A 22,922-nucleotide genomic window follows, 5' to 3' on the forward strand; every position below is an offset into this window, starting at 1 on the left:
CATAACGGAGAGAACCTTCGTTGGGTAGCTATGTTTTCAACATCCAGTTTTTTGGAAGCATTGTGGGTCAAGCATAGTCACCGGTGTCCTTTAGCGTTCCAATGTGGTGCATACGGGCAGGGTTTTAGCAGGGTAACGGACGTCAATGTCCACTACCCATTTAGTTTCCGCCGAAAATAGCTCCTAACGGTCATTTTTGTCCGCAGGAATGAATCTGCCGCAACACAAACAAATTTACACGTGTAAATTTCTAGCGAAAGAAATATCTATATAAGCTGAACTTATTAAGTTGAGCTTATATAGTAAAAGAATAGCCCGCCGGCTCCGGGCAGATGCCATTATACGGAGCCGCGAACCATAAGCTCGGCGTCGAGCTCGCCGTCAGGGGGCTTTATTGTTGAATCGCCGGATATCATGCCAATGAACAAAGCCGTTCCCCGGCTGCCCAACTCTTCGCGCGGATAGAGAAGCGTCGTGAGCGGAGGCGACGTTTCCCCCGACATTAAGATGCCTTCACACCCCGCTACAGCAAGCTGCACTGGAACGTTAACGCCCATTTTGCGGCAAGCGGACAATATGCCCAAAGCCATCAAGTCGTTGACGGCAACAATAGCCGTGTAGGGAAGCGCCGCTCCCTGGTCGTATTTCTTTAACTCTTCAGCCATAGCAGCGCTTGCGTGCTCGAAGGTCCCGCCTCCAAACAGCGTCATTTCGTCGCTGCAGATCAAGCCTTCGGCTTCTGCGGCAGCCTGGAAGGCGTTTGCGCGGGAGCTGGCATAATGACGCAGCGAGCCGTGGGTCATCAGCGCTACCCTCTGATGTCCTCGTTCCTTAAGATGCGCGGCCAGCTTAATCATCGCTTTACTCCAGTCCAAATCCAAGGAACCTACATCCTGATGATGGAGCGCGGGCGCCATCAGCGAAAAAATCGGAGTGCCTGTAGACAGAAAATGCTGAATGGTATCCTCTCGCAACGATTGCCCCAGAAGCATAATACCGTCTACCCGCCCATGGAGCAGCTCCTTCAGCTCTTCCTCGCTTTGTTCGCTATAGGAGTGAAAAAATACGGCATATCCATGCCGCTGAGCCGTTTGCTCCACATGCAGCAGAACTCCCGCTTCAAAAGGGTTGCCGAGTGAACCAACAAGCACGGCGATTTGCCTGCTTTGCTTCATCTTCAGGCCGCGGGCCATCATATTAGGCCTATATCCAAGCTGCTGAATAGCCTCCAGCACTTTAAGGCGGGTCGCCTCCTTGACGATCGGCTTGTTGTGCAGTACATAAGATACAACCGCCTCCGATACTCCAGCCAGCTCAGCTACCTGTTTTCGTGTTGCCATACATCGCCTCCTCCATATAATTTACTCGTGTAAATTGATTATATGACGCAATCTCCCCTTTTGCAACCGTTTTTTTCCGTATTTAATAAGATGCTTGCTTGCGAAAGTGTCTGTCGGATGTTTGAACCTTTTTTGACATGATGAAAATAGGAGGAAAACTATGTAATTGGCAATAGCGTTTCATTCGCTGGAAGAGTATGATAGAAGTGATAAATTTAGGACAACCGGGAGCAGCTTATGACGAAAGTGACAGGTTTTAAAGGTTTATTCGCAAAACTACATCAACACCTGCAAAACAACTTGGCCTTGACCGCAATACGGCACGGCTTGCTTTATTTGATCCCCATTTTGTTCATCGGATCAATTGCCCTTGTGCTGGCCGGATTGCCTATACCCATCTATCAGCATTTGATAGGGAGGGGACTCGGCGAGGACTGGCAAAACGCGCTGCTGGCCATCAGCAACGGCACCTTTGGCATACTTGCAATCCTTATGCTGCTTGGCATCAGCTATGCCTTTACCGTAGAATTTAATGCCCGTAATAATAAAACCGTCAGCCCCATCATCGTTTGCGTGGTTGCGCTGGCTTCTTTAATAACGCTAACGGGGCAAACCTCACCTGATATGACCTTTTCCAAGTTCGGAGCCATGAATGTTTTTTTCGCGGTAACCACTGCCCTGATTTCCAGCTATATGTTTCTGAAGCTTTCAGGGATGCCTCTTTTTTTGTTAAAAACGTTCAGCCAAGGCGCCAACGCCCAATACATAGAAGCTTTATCCTGGCTGTTTCCCACCGTCATAACCATTGGATTTTTCGGCGCAACCAACGCCGCTTTGGCTTCATGGTGGGATATTACCAATATTTCCTTATGGTTTTCCGATATGCTGGTCTCCATGTTCTCCTGGATTCAATCCAAAGAGATTGCTTCCTTGCTGTTTGTCCTTCTTATCCATGCCTTCTGGCTGCTCGGCATCCACGGAAACAAGATTCTGGAGCCGGTCAATCAACAGCTGTTCGGACACGATTCCATTGCTGGCCAGCAATTACTGCTTGCTAGCCAGGACGGAGCCGAAATTTTTTCCCGCTCCTTTTTTAATGTATTTTTGTTCATGGGAGGCTGCGGCTGCGCCATGTCGCTGATGCTTGCCATCTTATTGTTCAGCAGGCAAAAAACGGACAAAAACGTTGCCAGGCTCTCCATGCTGCCGACCACCTTCAACATGAACGAGCTTTTATTGTTTGGCCTTCCCATTGTCCTCAATCCGATCTATGCCATTCCTTTTGTGGCTGTGCCGCTCATTATCGGTCTTATTTCTTATGCCGCCACCATCGCAGGCTGGGTCCCGATAGCCAGTAATTATGTGGGGTGGACCACGCCTATATTTTTGAGCGGATACGCGGCGACGGGCTCCATAAGGGGAAGCTTTCTTCAGCTGTTCAACCTGATCGTCGGCATTATCATTTATATGCCGTTTGTGCGCTGGTCGGATGCCATCTCCAAAGAACGTATGAAGAGCAGCCTCGAAAAGCTATACATTTTGTTTAAACCGTTCGAGCGGCAAGGTTCGATATCCCTGCTTACACGCTCCGACGAGGTAGGGATTTTGGCCAGAAAGCTGGCGGATGATCTGAGGGATGATCTTCAGCAGGGAAAACTGACCTTGTTTTATCAGCCGCAGGTGAATGCCCGAAAAGAGGTTTTTGGCATGGAGGCGCTGCTGAGATGGAGACATCCTGAGTTTGGCTTGATTTATCCCCCGCTTGTCATCGCGCTTGCGGAGGAGGCGGGATTAATGGAGAAGCTGGGTTATTGGATTACGGACACCGCATGCGGAGAGCTAAAACGGCTGGAAACGCTCAGCAGCAAAAAACTGACGATGTCCGTCAATATTTCCGGCATCCAGCTGGAGAACAAGGAGCTTCTGCAGGAGCTGGATGAAATTCTGGCGCGTTATCGCCTGTCCCCTTGCCAGCTCGAAATTGAAATGACGGAGCAAATTGCACTCACCTCCAGTCAAGCCATTACGGATCGGATTCAGGAGCTGAAAAAACGTGGCGTCAAGCTGGCGATGGATGATTTTGGAATGGGACGCAGCTCTCTGCTTTATTTAAAGGAATATGATTTTGATACGGTCAAGCTGGACGGCTCGCTCGTTCGTGAAATTCTGGATAATCAGAATTGCAGAGAAATTATTTCATCTATTGTTTATTTAAGCTCGTCGTTAGGCTTTTCCGTTCTTGCGGAGTTTGTGGAATACGAGGCTCAAGCCAGCATCCTGGAGGAAATCGGATGCACCCGGTATCAAGGGTATCTGTACAGCAAACCGCTGCCCCCGGAGGAGCTGCATCAATATTTGGAGGCGATGGAAGCAGAAGCGCCTGCGTCCTGACTGAACAATCCCCCTCTTCAAAAAAAAGACCGCAGCCCAGGATTTTAATCCAGGCAAGCGGACCCTGATCTTTTGCTATGCTCCTGTGGTCAAGCTTGGTTTCATTATACGTTATGCGCACTCCCAGCCATTCGCAGCACTTCATCAACGATAAGCCCAGGCTCGGTGAACATGACCATATGTCCGGATTCCCGCGCGTCGATAAAACGCCCATTTTCCAGAGTAGAAATCATTTTTCGATGCGCTTCGCCGATGGCGATTCGAATTTTTTTCTCCATAAAGGCTGGTTTGGAGCCCGAGATAAGGCTTACCTCAAGCTTTCCCAATTGAATTGGATTTTTGCGCAGCTCTGCCAGATCATTCAGAAACGGAGTCATTTCCGCAACTGCGGTCCGTGCCGCCCGGACGCTAAAATCCTCCCTGACATGATCCTCCGCAACATCCTTTGGCTGAACCATACCCGGCTTGGCGCCCAACAAACGGGTTAAGCCCAGCTTTGCCATGCCGGGAGCCAGCTTGCGGGACATGTCAAACTGAAACGCCACGGAGCGTGTAAAATACAGATCGGCATTTTCGTCGGAAGGGTCGACTAAAATAATCCCTCTCAAGCATGACGGCTCGGTCTCCAGCAGCTTTTCCGCCGCTTTGCGGACAATCGGTCCTCCCCAGCTATGGCCAACCAATATGAAAGGCCCCGGTCCCAAAGCATTCAATAATAATAAAAGGTCCTCCACCATTCTTGCCAGCGTGCGCGGCGCGGCATCATCATCGCTGAGACCCATTCCTGCACGGTCGTATACGACAGCGCACATCTTATCTGCAACGACTGGCTGCACCAACCCCCAGGAAGAGCGCGAGCGGCCCATGCCGGATTCAAACACAACAGTTGGCGAACCCGTCCCCTTGACCATGTAATGAAGCCTTCGCCCATTTCCAGCGTCCACATATTTGCTTATTCCATATGAATGAGCGTTCGGCTGTTTCATCCTGATCTCCTCTCCAAAAATCCCTTCAAAATAATGCTTTACTCCGCAAGCGCCAGCTTGACTGCGCTCTCCGCATGGATACGGGCCGTATCAAATACAGGCAGCGCGCACGTGGCGGGATCGATCAGCAAAGCAATTTCCGTGCATCCAAAAATAACGCCTTCCGCTCCCCGAGCCGCCAAACCGTTAACGATATCCATCATGGCCGCATGGGAATCCTCCTTGATTACATCCCTGCACAATTCCTCAAAAATAATGCTGTTTACAGAATTTCTGTCCTCTGCCTCCGGCACGATAATATCCAGCCCATGTTGAACCAGCCGTTCCTTCAGGAAATCCTGCTCCATCGTATAACGAGTGCCGAGCAAGCCGATTTTGGTCAAGCCTTGGCTCTTGATCGCTTCGGCGGTAACGTCGGCAATATGAATGAGGGGCGCATTCAGGTCGCGCGCGACCCTGTCCGCAACCTTATGCATCGTATTGGTGCAAATCAAAATCATGTCCGCTCCCGCCCGCTCCAGGCTTTGCGCCGCTTCCGCAAGCAATTGTCCTGCCGTTTCCCAGTCGCCTTGCTTCTGCAGCTTCTCAACCTCGGCGAAATTCAGACTTTGCAGCAAAATTTTACCGGAATTCAGACCTCCCAGCGATTCTGCCACCTTTTCATTGATAATGCGGTAATATTCAACCGTTGAAGTCCAGCTCATGCCGCCCAATAGTCCAATCGTTTTCATTATGTCAAACATCCCTTATGCCAGATTGAGATTCCCTATGGACACTCTTCCTTAAAGCTAACATAGCCCGTCCTATAATTCAATGCTGCCGTTTCTTTCATGCTCATTCAACCAGTTGACACGTTCAATCAACTGGTCGGCAATATAGGAAAAAGGGATGGATATATCCTTGCCCGCTGCATGCTGCCCAATATAGATATGGAGAACAGCGACATGATATAAACGGGTTAACGCCTGCAGCTGGCCCCATTCCTCAGCCGAAAAGGTGCGGAAGGTCTGATAGCCTTTAATGAATGCCGCGGCCATTTCGCTGGAACCGCCGGACATCTGGAGAACATGATTAAAGCTGATAACGAACTCCAGAAAGGAAATGTCCATGGCAAGGAAATCAAAATCCAGAACCGCTGTTATGTTTCCATTAACAGACAACAGATTGTAGATCAGAATATCGTGATGCACCAATTGCCGCGGCAGCGCCAATAGGACTTCACGCTTTGCTGTAACATGAGCCAACGCTTCATCATAGGATCGTTTTTGTTCATCAGTAACGTGAAAAGGCTGATTTTCCCAAAATAAAGCTATCTGTTCCGCGTCAGCAAGAGGATGCAGTCGAAACAAATCGGTAAATGGAATGCCGGCATTTTGTATCGTAGCTGAAGGCTTGTATGAACTTAGTTTTGCGCCAAGCTCGCCAACAACACGACCTAATGCAAAGGCATCATCAGGGTCTTGAAGGGAAGGAGCTGTTCCCGGAATATAGGACATAAGTGCGCCTATCGTGCCATCAGGCAAGGTTACAAACGGCTCGCCTGCTTGTGTTGGCAGAAAAGCCGGGATTGTAAAGGATAGTCCGGAGGCAAGCAGATAGGAGGACACCTCCAGCTCTAGCTGCAAGCTTTCTTGAGATTTCGTATAGCGGTTGTAGTGGCGCACCACATACCTGTCACCGTTAACGGTAACGAAGCAGGTTGTGTTCGTAAGCCCAAAGGGAACGGGCGAAATGACAGTATTCTCTGAAAAAAAATAGTGGCTGATAATTTCCTGCAATTCATTTGCCATAAAATAGACCTCACCTCTCCCCCTACATTATATTAGACACCGTACAGAATCAAAAAGCCACATCACAAAAAAATAATCGTTGCAGAAGCAGGCGATAGCAAAAAAACTCCAATCCTGTACGTACAAGGAGTGGAGTTTTACGTAAATAGAATTTTTTAAGCCTTATTTTTAGGCCTCGATAGCTTATAGTGGACTGTCCCAAGGGCTTTATTGGTTAAGCCTCCTTCACTTCACAGCCTGGCTTGACGAAATAGGCAACCCCTAGCGCATGGGGTCCGGTATGAGAGCAAATGACGCAGCCTGCGTCGATAATCGCAACCTCTTTGACAGAAGCACGCTCCATCAAACCGTTGCGCAGCGACTCCGCATTGCTGGTGGACATAGTCTGGACGATAATAACCAGCTCCGCATCAATGCTGCTTATGTTCTCCACCATTTTTTCCAAAATGTTGCCAACCGCTTTGTCCATCTTCCCTCTGTGTTTCCGGCTCGCCAGGATCATACCATCCTTTACGATAAGCTGGGGACGTATATTCAGAAGGCTTCCCAGCATATTTTGGAGGCCGCTTACTCTGCCGCCTTTATGCAAATAGTCCATCTTGTTTACTACCACGTCAAAATGAATATGCGGAATGCTTTCCTTCACATCCTCAACAATACGAGCCAATGGCTCGCCGTGCTGAATGGCCCTGGCTGCCTGGATAAGCAGCATGGACGCTCCCGCCGACAGATTTTTGGAATCAATGACGGTTATGCGGTCTGCTGGAATATCATCAGCTGCAATAACGGCATTTTGATAAGAGGAAGAAATCAATGAAGAAATACTGATATGCAATATATTGTAGCCTTGTTCGATGTAAGGCGCGTAAGCTAAGCTGTAATCGGAAGGAGCAGGCGCGGCCGTCCTCGGGTATCCGCCCTTTTCTTCAACCTTTTTATACATCATCTCGGGCGTAATTTCAGCCTGATCCTTTAGTGTTTCTTCGCCAATGGTAACATACGCATGAACGACGCCGATATCGTATTCTTTTATCCAGGTTTGCGAGGGGTCGGCGATACTATCCGTAAACAATTTGATGGGGCGCAAGGTCATCACTCCTGTATCTGGGTGTTATTGCCCCCATTATACCGTCAGGATAAAATACGCGATATTTACACTTGTCATATCTTTTGCATGAAAATTCGCCATTCCTGGGATGATTCACATTTTAGCCATTTTTTACGACAGCTTCAAAATGGACGCAGCAGGGGGCGGAAAGGCGGTGCAAGATGACCTCAAGCGGGTTTTCAGACACGCCCTAGTCGATTTTTTGCTGTTTGACATATTGCTTGGGTGTTTGTCCGTAGGTTCGTTTGAACATGCGGATAAAATAACTCGCGTCCATACCAAGCTGCTGCGCGACTTTTTCCACGCTTACGCCCGGCTGCTCTCCGAATAGCTGAATGCTCCGCCGCATGCGCAGATCAAGCAAATATTGCTGCGGCGTTACCCCATAGGCAGCAACGAACAGCCGGTGAAAATGCTGAACCGAATACCCCGCTGCCCTCGCTACATTAGCAAGCAGCAAACGATCCTGGTAGTGATCGTGAATGAGCTGCACCGCCATGGCGAGCGCCGCCTGCGGCGTTTGCGGAGCCGGACTTCTGCCGCCTGACAGACTTCTTCGCTCAGAGCGCCCAACCCCCGAAATATCCTGCAGCGTAAACAGCAGCATGTCATACATCAGCCGCGATGCTTCCCAATAAGCCTGATCGCTATTGCGGTTAATGAGATGCCAGATCGTCTCAAGCTGCTCCCAAAGCCGGGAAAACTGCGGTGCCTTGACGGGCTTCAGCAAAGCAGCCTCCAGCGACTCCGCCATGGCAAGCGCCGCCTTCCCTTGAAAAGCAACAAAACCAAGATCCCATAATTGTTGAGATTGCTCGGGATAATAGGAATGCGGCGTATTGGCGGGAAGCACCAGCAGGCTGCCCTCAGACAACACGATGGTATGATTGTCCTCAAAGCGGAAAATGCCCGAGCCTGAGCGGCACAAAAAAATCTGGTGGGCGGGAAAGCCCTGCGGCCGCTCCAGCTCCTTCTGCTCATGGCTTCCAACACAATAAACATATAGCGGAATCCGATTTTCGAGACTGGCTATTTGCGCTATCAGAAAAGGCATCATGGCGGGCGTAGCTCCTTCATGTTAAGATCCGACGATTTTTCGCTGTGTCTGTTCTATGATTATAAATTAAAGTTAAGCTATGATCAAAGCATGGATAGAGAAGGTTCATTTAGTCGAAAAAAGAACTTACGAATAATAAACAGGAGTGATTAATCGTGGCAAAAAAACATTTACCCGTTAGCCCCAAGCTGCCCGTTCTGATGCACGGCGCCGATTATAATCCGGAGCAATGGCTCAAATATCCGGAGGTTTTAAAAGAGGATATTCGCCTAATGAAGCTGGCTGGCTGCAATGTTATGGCAGTGGGCATTTTCTCCTGGGCAGCTCTTGAGCCTGCCGAAGGCGTATTTAATTTTGAATGGATGGACAACCTGTTGAACACGTTTGCCGAAAACGGTATTTATGCCTGGCTGGCAACGCCAAGCGGCGCGCGTCCGGCATGGATGTCGCAAAAATACAAGGAAGTATTGCGGGTAGAATATAACCGTGTTCGCAATCTGCACGGCATGCGCCATAACCATTGCTACACCTCTCCGGTTTACCGCGAAAAAATTACGATCATGAACAACAAGCTGGCGGAACGCTACGCAAGCCACCCTGCCGTCATCGGCTGGCATATCTCCAATGAATTCGGCGGCGACTGCCATTGCGATCTTTGTCAGGACGCTTTCCGCGCTTGGGTCAAAAACAAATACAAAACGCTGGATGAGCTGAACCATGCCTGGTGGACGCATTTCTGGGCGCATACCTACACCGATTGGAGCCAGGTAGAATCTCCCGCTCCGCATGGCGAAAACGCCGTGCACGGCCACAATCTGGACTGGCGCCGTTTCGTTTCGGAGCAAATCATCGATTACATCAACGTGGAGGTTGCTGCCGTTCGCGATGCCAACCCGGAATTGCCTGTAACAACAAATATGCACGCAATTGATGGACTGGATTATCGCAAAATGGCAAAAGCGCTGGACGTTATCTCGTGGGATTCTTATCCGACCTGGCATGACCAGAAGGACGACAGCCAGCAAGCGGCAATGGTTGCCTTCTATCATGACCTGTACCGCTCGCTGCAAAAGAAACCTTTTGTCCTGATGGAAAGCACGCCAAGCAGCACAAACTGGCAAGCCGCAAGCAAGCTGAAGCAGCCGGGCATGCACAAGCTTTCCTCGCTGCAGGCCGTTGCCCATGGCGCGGATTCCGTGCAGTATTTCCAATGGCGGAAAAGTAGGGGCTCCAGCGAAAAGCTGCATGGCGCGGTCGTTGACCATGCAGGCCATGAAAACACCCGCGTTTTCCAGGATGTAGCAGAGCTTGGCCGCACGTTGTCCAGCCTGCCTCAATTGGTTGGTACGGATACGCCTTCGGAGGCGGCTATCATTTTTGATTGGGATAACCGTTGGGCTGTCAAGGACTCCCAAGGACCGCGCAACTGCGGCATCGGCTATGAATCCACCGTTTACGCTCATCATCGCGCGTTCTGGGAGCAAGGGGTTCCCGTCGATATTATCGGCTCCGAGGATTCCTTCGACGGCTACAAGCTGATTGTTGCCCCGATGCTGTATCTGTGCAGCGAAGAAACAGGCAAAAAGCTGGAGCAGTTTGTGAAAAAAGGAGGCACATTAGTGACGACTTATTGGTCCGGCATCGTTGGTGAAACCGACAATGCTCACCTGGGCGGCTTCCCTGGCCCGCTTCGCAAGACGCTTGGCATCTGGGCCGAGGAAATCGATGGCCTGTTTGATTACGAGCGCAACGGACTGGCGCTTGAGGGCGGCAACCGTCTGGGCCTCAAAGGGACCTATGAAGCACGCGAGCTTTGCGAGCTGGTCCATCTCGAAGGCGCGGAGTCGCTAGGCGTTTACACTGACGATTTCTACGCCGGACGTCCAGCTTTGACGGTTAACAGCTTGGGCAAAGGCCGCGCATACCATATGGCAACCCGCCTTGGCGCGGATTTCCTGCTGGACTTCTATAGCAGCCTGTTTGCCGAAACCGGCGTGTACAAGGCCCTCGACAGCGAGCTTCCTGCAGGCGTAACCGCGCAGGTGCGCACCGATGGCGAACACGACTACCTGTTCGTTATGAACTTCAGCGGCCAGGCTGCCGAGCTGGAGCTGGACGGCGCTGTATACACCGATCTGGAAAGCGGCGAAGCCGGAGTAACCAAGCTGGCTTTGCCGGTTAACGGCATCCGCCTGCTCAGCCGGCCTGCACAGGCTTAATACGCCCCGTGAGGCGCGCGCTCATGCAGATGGCTATGCCTGTGCCATGCAATGGCCGCCCAATGGGGTGCGCCATCACAAGGACTATGCAGTGCCGCGCAATAGGTGCGCCATCGCAAGGACTGTGCAAATGAAGTACTGCTTGCTAGCTGATTCTTTATAACGGTCACAAATGGCCGTCAGAGTCGAATAAACGTGGAATTCGTATAGCTAGTGGACAAAAATGGCCGTTGTAGATGATTTTCGTTAAATTTTCTATGATTTTTGACCTGTAACGGTCATCCGCGTCCACTAGAATATGGTATTACTTAATTTTTGAGGTCTAACGGACATTTTTGTCCGGAAGGCCTCTTTTTTTTGCCTGACAGTTTCCGGGAAACCTCTTTTTTTGTCTGGCAGGTTACGGGAAACCTCTTTTTTGTCTGGCACTCTGGCAGGCCAAGAGCAATGTGCCAGGGTAACCAATAAAACACACATGTTCCACACTCCGGCAAGATATAAATGATATATGGAAAGCAATTTGCATAGCTCGGAGCGAGTATGAGTAAGTAGTAAGTATATGTAGAAGAAACAAAAACAAATGAGCAAGTTTTGAATAAGTGGAGTGAACTGTGTGCGTCCAGCAGTCCAGTCAGTTGAGGGCGTTGTGTAAGTGGAATACTTATGTGTTCAATAAATTCAGCCAGTTGAGTGAGTTCAGTAATTAGAGTAGTTATGTCCGCTAAGTGATTTGAGTAAGTTGGAGTAAGAAGAGTGTGCTATATGCGTTCAGTGAGCTAAGTCAGTTTGAGTAAGTGGAGTGTGTGCTGTATGGCATTCAGTAGGTTGAGCAAGTGGAGTAAGTGGAGTAGTTGTGTGCGTCAGTAAGTTGTGCGTGTGCAGCAAATAGGAATCGGTATCAACCATTGAGGAGGGATTGGCTGTGGAATATTGGGTCAGAGTAGCGCCGGATGTGAGGATTTACGTTAACGATATAAACCCGGGAGGCCGTAATCCGATTTTATTTATTCATGGCTGGCCTGCTAATCACAGGATGTTTGAGTACCAATACAATGCCCTGCTTGGAGCAGGCATTCGGTGTATCGGCATCGATATGAGGGGGTACGGCCTGTCCGACAAACCAGTGTGGGGATATGACTATAACACGCTCGCCGATGACGTCAGAGGAGTTATCGATGCTTTAGGCTTGCGGGGCATTACTCTTTCCGGCCATTCCACAGGCGGAGCCGTTGCGATACGCTATATGGCGCGGCATCAAGGACATGGCGTCTCCAAGCTGGCTCTTTTTGCGGCTGCGGCGCCAAGCCTTATCCAGCGCCCCAACTTTCCCTATGGATTAAAGCTAAGCGATGTGGAGGAAATTATTAATGCCGCTCATGCCGATAGGCCGCAGATGTTATGGGATTTTGGCGAAAAGCTCTTTTACAAAAAGGTTACTGCTCCTTTTTCGGAATGGTTTTTCCAATTAGGCCTTCAGGCGGCCAGCTGGTCAACCATAGCTATTGCGCATTCTTGGATTTCCGAGCAGCTATTTCAGGATTTGGGGCAAATCCGGGTGCCAACGCTGATTCTGCATGGCATTCACGATCAGGTATGCCTCTACCCGCTGGCGCTTGCCCAAAACCAGGGCATCGCCCACTCCAAGCTAGTGCCGATGGAGGAAAGCGGGCACGGTTTATTCTACGACCAGCGAGAAGACTTCAACCGTGAGCTGCTTGGCTTTATCCGTTAGAGAATTAACAATGTGGAAATTATTCTGCCATCTAGGGCGTGTCTGAATCCTCCGTGTGGAAACAGCGAGTTTTCAGACACGCCCAAAAAAAAGCAAACACGAGGAACTCCGATTATTTGGCATTCCTCCAAGTTTGCTTTTTGTCCGCTACTTCTGAAGCCTCAGCTGGAATTGAAACGAATCCCGATAATCCCATCCGTCCCGGTCGCGGTAACAATAAAAAGCTGAAATATCTTCGTCACTCAATACCAACATAGATCCTTCAACGACTTTCATCCGTATACCTCCCCGTTTGCTGTCTGGAGCAGGTAAGTAAGTATAAAAGTACAGTAAGTATCGGCCTGTTTTTACCGATAGTCCGGCTTAATGGTAACCGTGGCGGTAACCTCGGCCAGCTCTTTGTTTAAATCACGCTCCGGCGTCATGTCAAGGACAGGATATCCCTCTGCATCAAAATGAACTCGCCGCAGCCCAGAGCTGCGCGGAGCGTCCAAGCCTGCTTTGGCATGGTACACATTCCAAACCACTCCGTCATCATCCGTAACATAGGAGTTATGCCCCGGTCCGAATTCTCCCGGCACATTCCGTGAGGTGAGCAGCGGATAGTTGCCTTTAACCCAGTTGGCGGGATTCAGCATATCGGCGCCATTTTCGATTGTGAGCAGTCCCACGCAATAAGTGGCATCCGTCGCCGCGCTGGAAAAGGTCAGGAACAGCTTGTGTTCTCCATACAGAGGAAAAGGTCCTTCATCCACAAAGGTTTTGTTGTTGGCCCAGCCATAATCCGGCTTGGAGAGGAGAATAGGTTCGCTTGCCAGCCTCCACGGCTCCTTTGTATCCAGCTTGGCCAGATATAGCCATGCTCCGAGATCGTCCGGGAGGAACTGGCGCTCCGACCATGCCGCATAGATGTCGCCTTCCCAATGGATAACCGTCATATCCAGGGATATCGTTTTTCCCGCTTCGCACAGGTCCGAGCCGTCCATCCGCACCACGCGCCTCGGCTCCGACCAGTCTCCGGCGTTTAACGGATTCCCGTCTTTTTTCAGCTTCATGACATGGGCTTCCTCTTCAAAAAACTCCTTTGGCGTCGCCGCATGAAAAATATACAGCTCATCTTCTATAATATGGAATTCCGGGGCCCATAACAATCCGCCGATATGACTATAGGTTTCCGAATCCAGAATTTGCACCTCTGGAGCAGAAACAAGCTCATCCAAGGTTTCGGCCTCGCGAACGGAGAAGGATTTTTGCCCGTCGGCATCGTTTGTAGCTATAAAATAATACTTGCCCTTCCATCTGGCAATGTTGGGATCGGCCCGATGGGATGCAAAAGGAAAGTCAAAAAACGTCTGGCGCAGCGTTCCCTTTATTTCATAGGTTCCTTCGCCTGACCAGTCCAAGCCTTCCAAATCCCAATCCACATCCTTCGGCGAAGACGTGCCGTCGCTATATAAAGCTATGGCCTTTACCTTACGCAGCTGCTCCTTGCCGGAAACCGTAATCGCTCCCGGCCCTTGGCTTTCTGTGTGATGAGGCGAGGTCAGCTTACTGACAACACGATCAGCGAGCTCCTTCGGCACGGCTATAAAATTCCGTGCTTGAATCCCTTCAATCTCCGCCGAAACGGGGCTCAGAGCCGAAGTTTTCGCCGGTACGGGCTCCGAAACTTCGGACAACCCCAACATATCCCCAATAATATTTTCATAACTATTACCCGATTCATCCGTCCATATGATCACGTATCCGTTATGCTCCTCGCTGTAACGACAGGCCACATCCTGTACAAAAGCATTGCCTTTTAAATTCAGAAGGCCGATTTCCCGATACTGAAGCAAATCCTGCGTAACGGCCAAAAGAACGCTGCCTTTGCTTGACTCGTCATTTGCGCCATCCGCTTCCGTACGGATTGCCAATACGCCAAAGCCGCCTTCCTTCATCGCAAACAGAAAAGGCTGCTTCAAGCTTTTAGCAGTAAGCGTGCCATTGGCGTTGTCCGTGGCCTTGGCAAAAAATACGCCGGAGTTGTTGTTAAGCGCCCGGAAAGCACAGCCGTCCTCGCTATATGCCAGATGCATGCTGTACGCCAGCTTTGGCGCATATATCAATTCCTCTTGCGGCAAGCGTGTATAACAAAGAATATGGCCCTGCTTGAACTCATTCGTCGACATTATATTTCATCCCTTCTTCTCAATTATGGAAATCTCTATTATGGAATGGATGATGAACGCGTGGTGTAAAAAGCGCCTTGCTCAGCCTTCGGGCTAAAACAAGGCGCAGTCACTGCAGCCAGCGGCCGTTTCTTATTAGAGCACGTTATCAGCCCAAACGATACAAGGCTGCTCCATGCGGCGGCACAGTTGCTTGCAGCTTGCCGCCTGCGATCTTCTCGGATGCTCCGCTCCACAATTCCTTGGTTTCAACGCCGGCCGTTCCGGCAAGGCCCAGCTCCGACAGCGAAACCGTCACTTCTCCCGGCTCGTCATTTGTATTAAACAACGCAGCGTACACTTCGCCGTCCGGCCCTTGCGCCGTCCATACGACCTTGCCCTCCGCGCGGCTGACCTTTCTCGCCCCGGAGCTATAGCGATGCATGTGAAGCACATCCTTATTGGTCAAAAGCGACAGCGTCCACTCGTCATTGTCGCGCATTTCTCCGCCAAACATCAGCGGTGAACGGAAAATGCTCCACAACGTCATCATCGTAAGCTGCTCATCCTTGGTAAATCGGGTCCAGCGGTCTCCGGAATGACTCCGAACGCCGATTCGTCCAAGCGGAAGCATGTCGCAATCCGGCCAGCACCCTGGCTTTGGCCTGCCCTCCCATGTTTCGCACCGGTCGAACATGTCCAACAGAAGCGGCCATTTGTCCCAGAAGTCGTCCGTCATTCTCCACAGGTTGGCGTTGGCCTCAAAAAAGTCTGCATGCTTGATGGGAGCAGGTCCCGGCGACAAGCTGAGCACCATGGGCCGTCCGGCATGATCTATTGCTTTTCGGATCAGTTCAATTTCGCCCAGATGCGTTCCGCCATGCAGCCAGGAATCCGCTATATCATCAACCTTGATGTAATCGACGCCCCATTCCGCATACATTTCAAATAACGAGTTGTAATAGTCCTGAGCGCCTGCCTTGAAGGCGTCTACACCGTACATATCCGTATTCCAGCCGCAGAAGGAGCAGGTATGCGCGATATCGCGCGCGGTCCGGTTCGTTCCTTTAATCGGCGTATTGTCATGAACGGCTTGACGCGGAATACCCCGCATAATGTGAATGCCAAACTTCAGGCCAAGTCCATGGATGTAATCGCCAAGCGGCTTAAAGCCCTGACCGCCCTCAGCCGATGGAAAGCGGTTTACTGCAGGAATCAACCGGGAATAATCATCCATCTCCAGCCGGACGAATGGCCGATAGGCATCTGAAACCGCTCCCGGCTCGGACCATTGAATATCAACGACAATATATTCCCAGCCGTGCTCCTTCAGGTTTTGAGCCATATAATCGGCATTGCCGCGAACCTCGGACTCCGTCACGCTGGCCCCGTAGCAGTCCCAGCTATTCCAGCCAAGCGGCGGAGTAGGAGCAAACTGATGATGATTCATGAAAAAAACCTCCCTATGTACGTTGAATAGTCATTTATTGCAGATATACCCTAATCATATATCCTTAAAAAAGGCTATTCCACCGTAATTTTTTCTCATGAATAGCACTAAATTGCTGTATCGCATATCACTTTTCCGCGCCGCTTTCTAATCAAAAAAAAGCCTGCTGTAAGGAAGCTCTCTCGACGAGCGGAAACGGGCCGGCGTCTGGCCCGTCAGCTTGCGAAACACCTTAATGAAATAGCTGCCGCTGGAATACCCGACCGAAGCGGCCACCTCATCAATGCTGAGATTGCTTTGCCGCAGCAGCGATATCGCTTTTTCAATGCGGACCCGGCTTAAATATTCGCCCGGAGTCATTCCCGTAAACGCAGCAAAGGTACGCAAAAAATGATATTTGGACACGCCAAGCTCCTGCGCGAGCTGCTCCTGTCCCACCATCCCGCTGTAGTTGCTCTCCATATATTGAACCGCGGCTTTAACGGTTGGCGGCCATGCGGCCCCTGATGCTCCTTTGTTCAATGAAAACCGGGCAAGCTCCATCATAAAACGGTAGGTATGCGCAGATGCCGTGTAGAGGTCCGTGATTTTTCCTGTAAGCGCTTCCCGATAAATGTCGTTCAAAGCTGCAATCGGCCCGCTTCCTAGCGGCAAAAAGGGGGTTTCGCCAATTCTGTCCTTGATCTCCTCCCATATGCCCATAACGGGGTGAGGCCTCAGCAATATATATAGAAACTCCCACTCTTCCGTATCGTCCGGCAGCCAATAGCGATGAGCTCCGGGTATTTCAACAAGAAAGGCTTGTCCGCGCTCCATCCGGTAATGTCTACCCTCTACCTCCAGCTCGCCGCAGCCCTCCAGCGTATACTGAAATAACAGAAGCGGTCCGTCGCTTCTCGTTAGGCCATTCCAATTGTATGTATGACTGCGTTCCTGTTCAAAGCCGATCGCAAACAAACCGCAAAGAGGGAGGCCGGGCTGCTCGGCAAAGCGGAATCCGTAGGTGCCTCTATGCTGCTCTAGCGACATCTCTCATCGCCTCTTTCCAGCTTACTTTTTATTGAAAACAAGATATATATCACTCCGCAAACCAGATCCTATTCCCATGGAAGGTCATTTATAGAATACTCAAAGCTTGTGTTCTAAACAAGTTTCGCGGGTCATTCCAATAAAAAAACGGGGCTGTCCGAAAAGTCAAGTAGAACGAATAATTACTATTCAGCAAAGGGAACCGGGAGGAACCGGTTTCGCTGAATAATGATTCACCGTTACAGACTTTTCGGACAGTCCCAGTTCGACTGATGATATCTGTCCTTCTTTTATTAAATCAAAAAGCTATCGACATTCCCGTTCATATCCGTGTAAGTAATCATAGAGATTGATGATTTCAGGTTAATAAACAACAGGCAATATTGCTCGTCCTTGCGCCAGATCAGCTTCACCTCATCGTCATCAGAAGCCACCACTTCAAAGCGTCCCTGAAAAGCAATGTGCTCGTTACGGAACGCGATCAATTTCAATAGACGTTTAACCACTGCTTTCTCCAGCGATTGTTCAATTTCTTCAAAGCTGTAGTTATGTCTATTAATTTCTCTTCCGTCTCCATTTTTTTTCACAGCTTGGAAGTCGTTTTCACCAGCCAGCAATCCGACGTAATAAACTTGGGGAATCCCAGGTGTGAAAAACTGAATAGCTCGCGCAGCCAAATAGTCATCGTCATTGTGATTCAGCGCCGAATAATAGGTGCATCTGATTTGATGAACGTCAAAGCCATCATCCGATTTATGATCATCGGACAGAATCAAGCTGAGATTGGCTCCCCGCTCTACACAAAGGTCAGTTAATTGCTTCGCTTTTTTGGTATTAATCAGCCCGTCCAGATCCGGTTTGACCGGGATGCCGTCATGGCAATCCAGCATCGTAAACTGGTTATGTGGACGAGTTTTCAAATAATACAGAAGCTCTTTGCTATTTTTGTTCACTAAGGTATCAAGGATTCGATAAGGCAAGATGAAGTCATATATCCAAAAGCCGCGTTCAGCGAGCTTATATTGCGTTGTATAATGAGCATGCACTTCTGGTAAAAGCTCAATTTCCATTGACTTCGCCATCTCCATCACCCAGTCAAGAAACGGATAGATGTCAGGCTCAACAAAGAAACAACTGGTGCCCAGCTTTTTAATCACATAACCAACGGCATCCAGGCGTACAATTTTTACATTGTTATTTTTAAAGTTGGTAAAAAATGCGGTTAAAAGCTCCTTGACTTTATCGGAATGAATATCCAGATCAATTTGTTCCGAAGGATCTGTTTTGCCAAAAGTTGTCCACACCGTTTCTTGCTTCCCTGTTTCTTCGATTGTAAAGGTCGAGTACGGAAGCGGGCGTCGTAAAAACATCTTATCGATATCACCTTGCTGGGGCTGCCCGTCCGGCCAGAGCTTATCTAATGTAATAAAAAGATCCGCATATTCCGATTCCCGCCCCTTAGCCAAAAAATCCTGAAAATAAGGAGAACGTTGAGAGATGTGGTTTACCATTAAGTCAACCAAAACATCATATTTGGACCCGATTGCTTTTAAATCTTCCCATGTGCCAAATTCAGGCTCTATCTCAAGGTAGGTCAAGGGCGCAAAGCCCCGATCTCCGGAAGAGGGAAATGGCGGCAGGATATGTACCCCGCCCTTGAATATATCACCAAAGTAATAATCCATAACATGAAGAAGAGACTTGAGATCTCCACCAAGAGAGTCAGGGTATGTGATTAATTGAACTTGGTTTTTCAATCCCATTCCAGCAGCCTCCTAAATACCATATATTTTTTTGATGTTATCTAATATCGGAAGGTCTACAACAGCCCCCGTATGTTTAAGCTTAAATGCGCTTACGGCAAAGCCAAGATTCAGTGACTCTTTCAGAGGATAGCCCTGTACCAAAGCCGAATAAAATCCGGACCAGAACGCATCGCCGGCTCCTGTCGTATCCTCAACCTCGGTGGCCATTGTTGGCAAAACAAGCCTTTCCCGTCCATTGGATACTATAGCGCCATCTTTGCCCAAAGTCATAATGACCAGCTTTGCGCCTAAGCTCAAAAACTTATCAATTTGATTGAGAGGAGAATCCGCCCCAAACAGTCGTTCTGCATCATCATCTGAAGGCTTCACGATATCCACTTTGCCTATAATGCTTTTGATGTATGCCCTGCCATCCTCGCCTTTTGTCCATAACATAGGGTGGTAATTGGGATCAAAGCCAACCAGGATGTTATGCTTGGCAGCCATATCAAGTGCCTGCTCTATTGTTTCTCTGGCAGGCTGCATCGAGATAGGCCACGAGGAAAAATGAAATATTTTGGATTGAAGAAGCGTATTCTTTAGCCCTTGGGTCATAACAAGCTGGTAATCCGCGCTTCTATAAAAAATCGGAATTGGGCTTGCCTTGCTTTTTGTCAGCAGAACCATACTGGTCGCAGCGTCCACTCTTTCTACGAGCTCGGGTTCGATGCCTTCGTTCATTAAGCGCTGGATCAAGGAGTCGCCCAGATGATCTCTTCCTACAGCTGCGGCAATTTGTGATTGTATCCCCAGTTTTCTGGTGTTCATGGCAATATTCGCGGGCGCACCGCCAAAATACTTGCGATATGCACTCTCTTGGTCATTCCCGTCATAATTCTCAGCGATCAAATCAACAAGCAGTTCGCCTGCCGTCAATAGATCATACTTTTTTTTCTCAAAATGCAGCGATTCATTAAATTCAAACACTCGGGTTCCTCCCGGAACATAGATTTCATCATTTATGTTGTGCTTCTCTCTACTAATTGCACAGGAAGAATGGTATCCAACGGCGGGTTCTGTCCCTCAATCAGGTCTGCCAAATATTGAACAGAAAGCTTGCCCATTTCTTTGATTGGCTGCCTTATTGTAGTCAGCTCATCCATTTCGCTTATCAAAATACCGTCATAACCGACCACTTTAACCTGACCAGGCACTTTTTTTCCCCTTCGTCTGCATTCCCTGATGACTTGAAGAGCAAGCATATCGCTGCTGGCAAATACACCATCTATATCGGGATGCTCGCTAAAGAGCTCCGCCACCAGTTCCTCATATTCCTTATAATTAAATCCGTTCAAATTGGTTTGCTTGATTACATGCTCCACCTTTTCAAGGGTCACTAAATCGACGAAGGCATCATATCGCTGCTTCGCTAGCATATTCAGGCGCAGATTGCCGCTAAGATACGCAATTTTTTTGCATTTTTTTTGAAACAGCAATTGGGTCGCCATTTCACCACCCCTGTAATTATCAGATGAAATACAAGGAATGGTAGAGGATATTTTTCGATCAATCGTTATAAGAGGCAACTTAATAGACATATAATCATTAACGCTCATTGTATGGCTTCCCATTATAATGCCATCCACCTGGCTAGCTCTAAGCAAATCAATATATTCTCGCTCCTTATCCTTGTCCAGCAAGGAATTACAGAGCATTAGCTTATAGCCTTTCTTGTATGCGTAATACTCGATATGCTTTGTTAGCTCTGCAAAAAAGGGATGGGAAATATCCGGAATAATAAGACCGATAACATTAGACTTGCTTCGGGATAAAGACCTTGCGAGCTCATTCGGCTGGTAATTAAGCTCCTCCATCGCTTGATGCACTCTTGTCTTAAGGCTGTCGCTCAGATACCCTCTGTTGTTTAATACGCGGGAAACCGTTGTAACGGACACACCTACCTTCTCCGCAATATCTTTTATCGTTATAGCCATTATTTATCCTCCTTGCATAATCCTCCCTCTCATTTTCATCTGGAAAGGTAGTTAGATCATTCATTTATATTTCGGAAAGACATACAGATATCAGCCAAGTATAAACTAGAATGCCAACTTTTTCAGCTGATTCACTTATTTAAGCGCACCTTCCGTAATCCCTTTAATAATTTGCTTTTGCAGGAAAAGGTATAACACAAGCACTGGAATAATGGTCATAATTAATCCGGCCATCAAGGGAGAATAATCTACGGAATATGAACTGAAAAATGCAAATGTCGACAATGGAAGAGTACGATGCTCCGGCGAAAGCAATACAAGACTTGGCAGCAAATAATCATTCCAAATCCATAACACATCCAATACAACAAGCGTGACAATGACTGGCTTTAACAGCGGCAAAATAATTCGAAAAAATGTATTGAATCGTGAGCTGCCCTCAATAAACGCCGATTCCTCCAATTCATATGGAACTCCTTTAATGAATCCATGAAACGTAAAGACGCCAAACGGAATCCCAAAACCTGTATACATAAACAATAGAATTGTTTTTGTGTTTAACAGACCCATATTGCCATAAATCATGACAAGAGGAATCATAATGACCTGAAACGGAATCGTCATCGAAGCCAGCATGACATAAAATAAAACGTTATTTACCTTCCATTTGAAACGAACCAGCAGATACCCTGTCATGGATGAAAACAGAATAATAATCAAAACGGAAATAACGGTAATGAGCAGAGAATTAACAAAGGCTTGAGGGAACTGCATGCTTTTAAAGGCGCTTATATAATTATCAAAGCTAAAGCTGGTTGGAAAAGCTAATGGATTATCAACAAAATATTGCGTTTTCTTAAAGGAGTTCATCACAATCAAAAGAAACGGAAACAGGAATGCAAGGAGAAGCAAATAAAGAGAAATGGATTTAATCCATGATTGTCTTTCTACCATTACGATTCCACCTCCATTTTCTTAAGAAGATAAGACTGGGTGAGGGCCACAATAGCAACGACCGCAAACAACACCACGGCCTCCGCCTGACCAATACCATATTGGTTGGACAAAAATGCCTTTTTGACAATGTGATAGGAAGCAAGCTCGGTAGAATTAAACGGTCCGCCCTTGGTTAACGCCAGGTTAATGTCGTAGGTCAAGAACGCACGTGAAATCGAGATAAAGATACAAATGACGATAGCTGGAACGGAGAGCGGCAAAATAACTTTTTTGACAATTGTTGATCTTTTGGCGCCATCAATACTCGCGGCTTCCAGTACATCATGTGGAACTCCCGAAAATCCTGCAATATAAATAATCATTAAATAGCCTACAAGCTGCCACGATGTCGCAATAACAAGCGCCCAGAAGGCACTGCCCGTGCTGGTTAGCCAGGACGTTTCAAACAAGGTCCATCCATACTTTTCTCCCAGGTAAGGCAATACCTGTGAAAAAAGCATCTGCCACAAGTAACCCAGTACAATTCCTCCAATGAGGTTAGGCGTAAAAAATCCAGTACGAATCCATTGCTCGCCCTTAATCCCGCTCGTTAGAGCTAATGCAACAAAAAAGGCGATCAGATTAGAAATGAGGACGGTGAAAAAAACATATTTAATGGTAAACCACAGCTGCCCCAAATAAATTTTATCATGAAATACATCTACGTAATTGGAAAACCCAATAAGGCTGCCATCATTCGTTGCAACATCCCAGTTGGTAAAGGTCAAATAGAGACCAACAATAAAAGGAATAAGAACAACTGCCGTAAACGCAAATGTGGATGGGCCTCCGAACAACAGAAATGTCCCTACATTTTTAAGAGTATTCTTTTTCATCACTCTGCTGCCCCTTTTCATACAACGTCATCTTCCATCAAATGTTGTGACAACCGCTTGGCACCATGTGCGTGCAGCGGTTGTCACGACAACAAAATC

General features: G+C 48.4%; 18 protein-coding genes. 3 read left to right on the forward strand and 15 right to left on the reverse strand.

What is annotated here, in order from left to right; all coding sequences use genetic code 11:
* Positions 1-338: 338 nt before the first annotated feature.
* Positions 339-1,340: a LacI family DNA-binding transcriptional regulator gene (locus A7K91_RS10130; RefSeq protein ID WP_068682270.1), complete on the reverse strand. Its 1,002-nt coding sequence runs from the start codon at positions 1,338-1,340 to the stop codon at positions 339-341.
* A 237-nt stretch (positions 1,341-1,577) separates the two neighbouring features.
* Here A7K91_RS10130 and A7K91_RS10135 point away from each other — a divergent pair, with 237 nt between their 5' ends.
* Complete coding sequence (locus A7K91_RS10135; RefSeq protein ID WP_068682272.1) at positions 1,578-3,731, forward strand: EAL domain-containing protein; 2,154 nt, start codon at positions 1,578-1,580, stop codon at positions 3,729-3,731.
* A gap of 104 nt (positions 3,732-3,835) precedes the next feature.
* On the opposite strand, the gene A7K91_RS10140 is transcribed toward A7K91_RS10135, so the two are convergent.
* From A7K91_RS10140 to A7K91_RS10160, 5 genes are all read right to left on the reverse strand, one after another.
* Entirely contained in the window at positions 3,836-4,717 is an 882-nt protein-coding gene (locus A7K91_RS10140; RefSeq protein WP_068682274.1) for an alpha/beta fold hydrolase, read from the reverse strand.
* A gap of 38 nt (positions 4,718-4,755) precedes the next feature.
* Complete coding sequence (locus A7K91_RS10145; protein WP_068682276.1) at positions 4,756-5,448, reverse strand: aspartate/glutamate racemase family protein; 693 nt, start codon at positions 5,446-5,448, stop codon at positions 4,756-4,758.
* Positions 5,449-5,520: 72 nt separating this feature from the next.
* Entirely contained in the window at positions 5,521-6,507 is a 987-nt protein-coding gene (locus A7K91_RS10150; RefSeq protein WP_068682278.1) for a phosphotransferase enzyme family protein, read from the reverse strand.
* Between the two features lie 214 nt (positions 6,508-6,721).
* The gene (locus A7K91_RS10155; RefSeq protein WP_169833392.1) at positions 6,722-7,594 is read right to left on the reverse strand and encodes a DegV family protein; all 873 of its coding nucleotides are present in this window, start codon (positions 7,592-7,594) and stop codon (positions 6,722-6,724) included.
* 211 nt (positions 7,595-7,805) lie between these two features.
* Positions 7,806-8,672 (reverse strand): helix-turn-helix transcriptional regulator, encoded by an 867-nt coding sequence (locus A7K91_RS10160; RefSeq protein ID WP_068682282.1) that lies wholly within the window; start codon positions 8,670-8,672, stop codon positions 7,806-7,808.
* Between the two features lie 200 nt (positions 8,673-8,872).
* On the opposite strand from A7K91_RS10160, the gene A7K91_RS10165 reads away from it, so the two are divergent.
* Together A7K91_RS10165 and A7K91_RS10170 are read left to right on the forward strand one after the other, a co-directional pair.
* Complete coding sequence (locus A7K91_RS10165; RefSeq protein ID WP_068682434.1) at positions 8,873-10,891, forward strand: beta-galactosidase; 2,019 nt, start codon at positions 8,873-8,875, stop codon at positions 10,889-10,891.
* Positions 10,892-11,813: 922 nt separating this feature from the next.
* On the forward strand, positions 11,814-12,623 hold the full coding sequence (locus A7K91_RS10170) for an alpha/beta fold hydrolase (protein WP_068682284.1): 810 nt from the start codon (positions 11,814-11,816) through the stop codon (positions 12,621-12,623).
* Between the two features lie 147 nt (positions 12,624-12,770).
* On the opposite strand, the gene A7K91_RS27270 is transcribed toward A7K91_RS10170, so the two are convergent.
* The 9 genes from A7K91_RS27270 to A7K91_RS10210 all read right to left on the reverse strand — a co-directional run bounded on the left by A7K91_RS27270 (position 12,771) and on the right by A7K91_RS10210 (position 22,823).
* Positions 12,771-12,899, reverse strand: a complete 129-nt coding sequence (locus A7K91_RS27270) for a hypothetical protein (RefSeq protein WP_281198614.1) — start codon at positions 12,897-12,899, stop codon at positions 12,771-12,773.
* A gap of 71 nt (positions 12,900-12,970) precedes the next feature.
* Complete coding sequence (locus A7K91_RS10175) at positions 12,971-14,794, reverse strand: family 43 glycosylhydrolase (protein WP_068682286.1); 1,824 nt, start codon at positions 14,792-14,794, stop codon at positions 12,971-12,973.
* Between the two features lie 148 nt (positions 14,795-14,942).
* Positions 14,943-16,223 carry a glycoside hydrolase family 27 protein gene (locus A7K91_RS10180; protein ID WP_068682288.1) on the reverse strand — a complete coding sequence of 427 codons (1,281 nt, stop codon included), beginning with the start codon at positions 16,221-16,223 and terminating at the stop codon, positions 14,943-14,945.
* Between the two features lie 147 nt (positions 16,224-16,370).
* Positions 16,371-17,252: an AraC family transcriptional regulator gene (locus tag A7K91_RS10185; protein ID WP_068682290.1), complete on the reverse strand. Its 882-nt coding sequence runs from the start codon at positions 17,250-17,252 to the stop codon at positions 16,371-16,373.
* 293 nt (positions 17,253-17,545) lie between these two features.
* On the reverse strand, positions 17,546-19,015 hold the full coding sequence (gene gtfA / locus A7K91_RS10190) for a sucrose phosphorylase (RefSeq protein ID WP_068682292.1): 1,470 nt from the start codon (positions 19,013-19,015) through the stop codon (positions 17,546-17,548).
* A gap of 12 nt (positions 19,016-19,027) precedes the next feature.
* A complete protein-coding gene (locus tag A7K91_RS10195) occupies positions 19,028-19,984 on the reverse strand; it encodes a carbohydrate kinase family protein (protein WP_068682294.1) in 957 nt (318 codons plus the stop codon).
* Positions 19,985-20,016: 32 nt separating this feature from the next.
* Positions 20,017-20,991 carry a LacI family DNA-binding transcriptional regulator gene (locus tag A7K91_RS10200; RefSeq protein WP_068682296.1) on the reverse strand — a complete coding sequence of 325 codons (975 nt, stop codon included), beginning with the start codon at positions 20,989-20,991 and terminating at the stop codon, positions 20,017-20,019.
* Between the two features lie 135 nt (positions 20,992-21,126).
* Positions 21,127-21,945, reverse strand: coding sequence for a carbohydrate ABC transporter permease (locus tag A7K91_RS10205; RefSeq protein WP_068682298.1), 819 nt, complete (start codon positions 21,943-21,945; stop codon positions 21,127-21,129).
* On the reverse strand, positions 21,945-22,823 hold the full coding sequence (locus tag A7K91_RS10210) for a carbohydrate ABC transporter permease (protein ID WP_068682300.1): 879 nt from the start codon (positions 22,821-22,823) through the stop codon (positions 21,945-21,947). The genes A7K91_RS10205 and A7K91_RS10210 overlap by 1 nt, the downstream gene beginning before the upstream one ends.
* Positions 22,824-22,922: the final 99 nt, after the last annotated feature.

Source organism: Paenibacillus oryzae, assembly GCF_001675045.1.
Taxonomy (GTDB): domain Bacteria; phylum Bacillota; class Bacilli; order Paenibacillales; family Paenibacillaceae; genus Pristimantibacillus; species Pristimantibacillus oryzae.